The organism is Acinetobacter sp. UBA3025 (assembly GCF_002367915.1).
Taxonomy (GTDB): domain Bacteria; phylum Pseudomonadota; class Gammaproteobacteria; order Pseudomonadales; family Moraxellaceae; genus Acinetobacter.
The window spans coordinates 1-6,505 of the sequence record NZ_DFDO01000026.1 but is presented as its reverse complement, the minus strand read 5'-3'; the positions used below and the strand labels follow the sequence as shown (position 1 = coordinate 6,505).

The window sequence follows — 6,505 nt, the reverse complement described above, 5'->3', positions numbered from 1 at the left end:
AGAAATATAATGATTTAAAAGCCGTATATTGGCAGCATCATGCACGATTGGGTGCACCTTCATTAGTACATGACATGCATGATTTAGGGTACACCATGAGCGAACGAACCGTTGGAAGAATGCTAAAAAAACTTGGTCTACGGAGCAAGATTGCACGTAAATACAAGCATACGACTGATTCAAAGCATCGTTTGCCTACAGCACCAAACTTGTTAGATCGCCAATTTACAGTCATGCAGCCTAACAAGGTTTGGACAACGGATATTACCTATATCCGTACCAAGCAAGGTTGGCTGTATTTATGTGTGATGCTGGATCTATTTAGTCGTCGTATCGTGGGATGGCAAACCAGCCATCGAATAGACCGCCAATTGGTGTGTGATGCGTTTCATTATTCAATGGCTCGTCAGGGCTATCCAACAGGTGTTATGGTTCATTCGGACCAAGGCAGTCAGTACTGTAGTCGTGATTTTAGAGCACTCTTGCTGACAAATGATTGTATTCAAAGTATGTCTAGACGAGGAAACTGTTGGGATAATGCCGTGACTGAAAGCTTCTTTCATACATTGAAAGGCCATGTGGTGCATGGCAGTGTGTTTGTCACTCGAAAAGAGGCGAATGCGGTCTTGTTTGACTATATTGAGATTTATTACAATCGGGTCAGAAGGCATTCTGCAAACGGTTGGTTAAGTCCAGAAGCCTTTGAACAGAAATATATTAAAAGTTTAGAGGGATCGATTGTCCACGATACTGTCTAGGATCATTTTGCACGGCTTTGTGGCTAGAAAAAATTATGATTTTTTCCCTTTCCACTGCTCAATCTGTCTCGGCATATTGGAATGATAGATAAAGCCAAGGCCTATACCATTCAATAAGAAGATCATAAATTCAATTAAATATTTCAGGTTATAGGAATGTCTGGTTTGGTGATTAAAGGCATACAGTGTAATTTCAGATTTAAAGATCTGGAAAATAATATAGCTCAGCAATCCAATAGCTAGAATGATAAAACCTTTTCCGGAAGGGTAACGCTGAGGTACAGCCAGGATCAGTAATACAATGATAGCAATCAGGAAACCCAAGGAAAAAGAAGCTTCAATTCCGAAAGTTTGCAGGTAATTAAAAGGCGCGAGTACCACATTCGGCGGTAAGATCAGAAGCAGATTGCCCATCGGGTAGAGCAGCATGATCGCAAGCCCGGAAGCCAGAAGAAAAAGCTTAATAAAATTCTGCATACGTTTTTATTTTTAAGTTATTTATTTCATTATAGTTTAATTAAAAAACATTCTATTGCCTATGCATTGAGCAAAAAAAAGACCGCATAAAATGCGGTCTTTTTCTCAAAGTGACAAATTATTTTTTGTCATCTTTTACTTCAGTGAATTCAGCATCAACTACGCCGTCATCTGCTTTTTGAGCTTGGCCTTCGCCGCCTTGGAATGCATTAGGATCGAAACCTTGTGCACCGCCTTGGCCTTGAGCTGCTTCATAAGCACGTTGGGTGATCGGCATAATAATGTTTTGCAATGCTTCAGTTTTCGCTTTGATTGCTTCGACATCATTTTCTTTCGTAGACGCTTCTAACTCAGAAACCGCAGTTTCGATTGCAGTTTTTTCGTCAGCAGTCACTTGTTCGCCAAGATCTTTTACTGCTTTTTGAGCAGAAGAAACTAGTGCATCCGCTTCGTTACGTGCTTTTGCAAGCTCTTCGAACTTACGGTCTTCTTCAGCATTTGCTTCAGCATCTTTGATCATTGCTTCGATTTCAGCATCAGACAAACCTGAGTTTGCTTTGATCTGGATAGATTGCTCTTTACCAGTGCTCTTATCTTTCGCAGATACTTTCAAGATACCATCCGCGTTGATGTCGAACGATACTTCAATTTGTGGCACACCACGTGGAGCAGGTGGGATGTCGCCTAACTGGAAGTTACCCAACAATTTGTTTTGTTGAGCCATTTTACGTTCACCTTGGTAAACTGAAATGTCTACAGCAGGCTGGTTGTCCGCAGCAGTTGAGAACACTTGAGATTTCTTCGCAGGAATCGTCGTGTTTTTCTCAATGATTGGAGTCAACACGCCACCCATGGTTTCAATACCAAGTGTCAACGGAGTTACGTCAAGAAGAAGTACGTCAGTTTTATCACCAGACAATACCGCACCTTGGATCGCAGCACCCATTGCGACTGCTTCGTCCGGGTTCACGTCTTTACGTGGCTCACGACCGAAGAATTCTTGTACTTTTTGTTGTACAAGCGGCATACGAGACTGACCGCCTACCAAAATTACGTCAGAGATATCAGAAGTTGAAAGACCAGCATCTTTCAGCGCAATCTTACAAGGCTCAATGGTACGAGCTACAAGATCAGCAACCAAACCTTCAAGTTTTGCACGAGTCACGTTGATCACTAAGTGTTTAGGACCAGTCGCATCTGCAGTGATGTATGGAAGGTTGATTTCAGTTGCGTTAGAAGAAGAAAGCTCGATTTTTGCTTTTTCAGCTGCTTCTTTCAGACGTTGTAACGCAAGTGGATCGTTCTTCAAGTTCACGTTTTGTTCTTTCTTGAACTCTTCAACCAGGTAGTCGATCAATGCGTTATCGAAGTCTTCACCACCAAGGAAGGTATCACCATTAGTTGATAACACTTCGATTTGCTGGTCGCCATCAAGGTCAGCAATTTCAATGATTGAAACGTCGAATGTACCACCACCCAAGTCGTATACCGCAACTTTACGGTCGCCTTCTTTCTTGTCCATACCGAACGCAAGCGCCGCAGCAGTTGGTTCGTTGATGATACGTTTAACTTCTAGGCCTGCAATTTTACCTGCATCCTTAGTTGCTTGACGTTGTGCATCGTTGAAGTAAGCAGGAACAGTAATCACCGCTTCAGTGACTGTTTCACCCAGGTAGTCTTCTGCAGTTTTCTTCATTTTTTTCAGAACTTCTGCAGAGATTTGTTGTGGAGCAAGTTTCTTGTCGTTTACTTCAACCCAAGCATCACCATTGTCAGCTTTCAGGATTTTGTAAGGAACCAGACCGATATCCTTTTGTACGGCTTGGTCTTCATAACGACGACCGATTAGACGTTTGATCGCGAATAATGTGTTTTTAGGGTTGGTTACCGCTTGGCGTTTAGCTGATTGACCAACAAGGATCTCGCCATCTTTGTACGCAATAATAGATGGAGTTGTACGTGCGCCTTCAGCGTTTTCGATAACTTTAACTTTGTCGCCTTCAAGTACTGCAACACATGAGTTTGTAGTACCTAAGTCAATACCAATGATTTTAGCCATTTGGATGTTTCCTCAAAAATTTTTTTGTGATTTACACTTGTTATCCGATATGAGAGCCGTTCAATTTTTTTCAAGTAAATTTTTAGAAAAAATTTCACAAACTCCCGATTTATTTCGCTTAAGCGCCAACCATGACCATTGCAGGACGTAATAAACGACCATTAAGAGCATAGCCTTTTTGCAAGACTGTACCGATTTCATTAGATTTAGCATTTGGATCAATACCGACTGCCTGATGCAATTCAGCATTAAAACCATTTGCGGTATCAACTGCGACTACACCAAATTTCTCTAGTGTATTGAGCAACGCTTTCAGCGTCAGTTCTACGCCTTCACGTAATGGGCCCTGTTCTTCCCCTGCAGCAACAATCGCGCGCTCCAGGTTATCCACTGTATCTAGCAGCTCTTTAGAGAACTTTTCCAGAACAGTATCTTTATGCTTTTCTGATTCACGCTGAATACGTTCCACACTTTTTTGTGCTTCGTAAACTGCATTGGCAGTGCGTGCTTTTTCTAACTTTAAGTCACCTTCAAGTTGTGCAATCTGCTCTTGTAAAGATTCAACGGTAACTTCTACTTGCTCAGGTTCAGCTTGAGTTTGCTCTACCTCTTGTGTCGCTTGCTCTTGCTCAAGATCTTGAGCTTGTTCGTTCTGCTCAGTTGCCATTGATTTACTCCGTTTAAATGGGTTCTTAAACATGTACAGTCCTTGGGCGTCAGAGTTAACTGCGTTAATACTGAACTGCCATGATTGAAATTTTTAATTATTTAAAGAAATCGGGGCAGGGGCAAAAAATTCAAGCACAAGTACAGATTAATTTTAGGATTTATTTGGATTTAATGACTTTAATAAAAGCAGCATCGTATTTTTAGATAGAAATAATAATTTTTATCTGTTTTAAATATTTTTAAGACCGGTGCATCATAGCGTCATTAACAGCGACCTTGTTCTGAGGAGAGAGCTGAACCAGGTTGCTGTTGCCTTATTTTTTAAACTGTTTTTTCCAGTCGGATCCCTCACACATGGTCCGGCTTTTTTCTGTCCAGATTATTTTTTAGACATAAAAGCGATTAATAACTAAGCAATAAAGTATTACACAAAAAATGAGCAACGCTATATTATTCATTTCAGATTCTATCGCTGTAGTTTCTTCTCTTTTTTAGAAATGTGTTTTCGTGGCTTATCTTTTCTCTAGATAAGCCTTTTTTTTGCCTGAAATTTGTTACGGTTTTTCGACTTATAAGATGGGATCATCTTAATCAAGGCTGTGTTGAGTAAAAACATTTCTTCTATTAAAAGAAAATAACTGGAATGAGATCAGAACCATAAAACTCAGTCCATAAAAAAGCCCTGATTTAAATCAGAGCTTCTCTGTTTGTTTATATTCTGCCTAATCGCGACGATTACGTGGTCGCTGCTGTTCCTGTTTACGTCGCTGATCATTCCAGCGTGGATTATTGGAGCGGTTTTGCTGAACCCGTTTACGCTGCTGTTCTGCCACTTTTTTACGTTGTTCCAGCTGTTGGCGACGTTTACGTTCGGCCTGCGCCTGTTTCTGACGCTGGTTACTCAGATTCTTGCGTTGCTGTTCCAGACGTTGTCGTTCCAGTTGAGTTTTACGACGGTCCAGTTCTATTTGCCGACGTCGTTCCTGTTCCCAGTTACGCTGCTGAATATTTTTGCGACGTTCCAGTTCCAGTCTCTTACGCTGCTGTTCGTATTCCCAGCGCTGCCGGTCATAGCGACGATCCTGATCATAACGATAGTCATAACCTCGATCGCGACGGTCATAACGTCCGTCATAATAACCATCATCAGGAAAAGCCACACAGCCTACGGCTAAAAATGCAGTGGCTAAGGATACCGTTATTATTCTTATCGCCATAAGCTATCTCCTTTTATACAGACTTCTACATCAAAGTCGCAAAAGTGCTGTAAAAATCTCACTTAAACTGACAATGACATCTGATTAAATTCAGGTTAGCGTATTTGGCAAATGATCTATGTACATTGATATTAAGACTTATATAAGAATATGGTCACTAAAACCCTAATCATGTAGAAAAAATGAAGAATTATGGGAAAAGGATGAAAACTCATGGGTGCGAATAATCCGGTCACAAAATTTGTAATAGATAAGGGGCAGGGCACTGCAGCACACTTGCTGGATTGCCTGCCGAGCTTTGCACAAGAACGTCTGGTAAAAGCATTGGATTATCCTTATAACTATCCTGATTTGGATCCTTATATAAAATGCTTGATGGCGATTCAGATCAAACAGGGCCAGCACAGTTTTATTAGTGAAGATGCGGTGCGATCACGTCAACTGTTTGATGAACGCATGAAAGCTATTCAGGCGAAACCGACGCCGGTCAAGGCAGTCGAGGATCTGCGTCTGCCATTGCAAAATGGCACTATCTTTGCCCGACATTATCATCCGGCACCACAGAAAAAATTGCCGATGGTCATTTTCTATCATGGTGGTGCATTTATAGTGGGTGGTCTGGATACGCATGATGAGTTCTGCCGTTTATTGGCGGTGCATGCCAAGGTGCAGGTACTCAGCGTGGCTTATCCGCTAACGCCCGAATACAGTCCTTTGCAGATGGTACAGGTCTGTGAAGATGCTCTGGCTTGGGTACATCAAAACATTAAGCAGCTGAAAATCTATAAAAACCAGATTGTAGTGGCAGGGGATAGTGCAGGTGGAAATCTGGCGGCAGTGGTTGCGCAGCGGAGTGCCGATAAAATCTATGCACCTCGCGCACAGTTATTGCTTTACCCGGCTGTCGATTTTAAAAGCCGCCATCCTTCTTTTTATGCATACAATCAGGGCCTGGTACTTTCAGCTCAGGATATTGATCTGGTGACCAAGCTATATGCTGAAACACATCAGGTCGAACTGGATGATCCGCTGATTTCACCGACCTATGGTGAACTGAAGAATCTGCCGCCTGCCTATGTGATTACCGCCCGTCATGATGTGTTGCATGATGAGGGTTCAATCTATGCGCTGAAGTTACGTGAGAATGGGGTGCGAGTGTATTATCAGGAGTATACGGATCAGGCCCACGGTTTTATCAATCTGACCCCAATTCATAAACGTTCGAAAAAGCAGGTCATTGAACTCAGCAAGAATTTCCGTAAATTCTTGGATAAAAAGATCTGACTCAAAAATAGATGTAAAAAAGGTGTTTCACGTGAAACACC

General features: G+C 41.8%; 6 protein-coding genes. 2 read left to right on the top strand and 4 right to left on the bottom strand.

Features of this window, described 5'->3' with window-relative positions; genetic code table 11:
- The coding region (locus B4J23_RS01125; protein WP_291358425.1) for an IS3 family transposase at positions 1-758 on the top strand (758 nt) is incomplete at its 5' end.
- A gap of 33 nt (positions 759-791) precedes the next feature.
- On the opposite strand, the gene B4J23_RS01120 is transcribed toward B4J23_RS01125, so the two are convergent.
- The 4 genes from B4J23_RS01120 to B4J23_RS01105 form a co-directional block, all read right to left on the bottom strand.
- Positions 792-1,187, bottom strand: a complete 396-nt coding sequence (locus tag B4J23_RS01120) for a hypothetical protein (protein WP_257224163.1) — start codon at positions 1,185-1,187, stop codon at positions 792-794.
- Positions 1,188-1,353: 166 nt separating this feature from the next.
- Complete coding sequence (gene dnaK, locus B4J23_RS01115) at positions 1,354-3,294, bottom strand: molecular chaperone DnaK (RefSeq protein WP_104426786.1); 1,941 nt, start codon at positions 3,292-3,294, stop codon at positions 1,354-1,356.
- Between the two features lie 118 nt (positions 3,295-3,412).
- The gene (gene grpE, locus B4J23_RS01110; protein WP_166138659.1) at positions 3,413-3,961 is read right to left on the bottom strand and encodes a nucleotide exchange factor GrpE; all 549 of its coding nucleotides are present in this window, start codon (positions 3,959-3,961) and stop codon (positions 3,413-3,415) included.
- A gap of 724 nt (positions 3,962-4,685) precedes the next feature.
- Complete coding sequence (locus B4J23_RS01105; protein WP_180025579.1) at positions 4,686-5,180, bottom strand: hypothetical protein; 495 nt, start codon at positions 5,178-5,180, stop codon at positions 4,686-4,688.
- A 213-nt stretch (positions 5,181-5,393) separates the two neighbouring features.
- Here B4J23_RS01105 and B4J23_RS01100 point away from each other — a divergent pair, with 213 nt between their 5' ends.
- On the top strand, positions 5,394-6,464 hold the full coding sequence (locus tag B4J23_RS01100) for an alpha/beta hydrolase (protein ID WP_291358418.1): 1,071 nt from the start codon (positions 5,394-5,396) through the stop codon (positions 6,462-6,464).
- The last annotated feature ends 41 nt before the right edge of the window (positions 6,465-6,505 follow it).

Bases quoted from the DNA above. Each gene is read 5' to 3' on its own strand.
- B4J23_RS01120 (WP_257224163.1), bottom strand. From the start codon at position 1,187: ATGCTGCTCTACCCGATGGGCAATCTGCTTCTGATCTTACCGCCGAAT.
- dnaK (WP_104426786.1), bottom strand. From the start codon at position 3,294: ATGGCTAAAATCATTGGTATTGACTTAGGTACTACAAACTCATGTGTT.
- grpE (WP_166138659.1), bottom strand. From the start codon at position 3,961: ATGGCAACTGAGCAGAACGAACAAGCTCAAGATCTTGAGCAAGAGCAA.
- B4J23_RS01105 (WP_180025579.1), bottom strand. From the start codon at position 5,180: ATGGCGATAAGAATAATAACGGTATCCTTAGCCACTGCATTTTTAGCC.
- B4J23_RS01100 (WP_291358418.1), top strand. From the start codon at position 5,394: ATGGGTGCGAATAATCCGGTCACAAAATTTGTAATAGATAAGGGGCAG.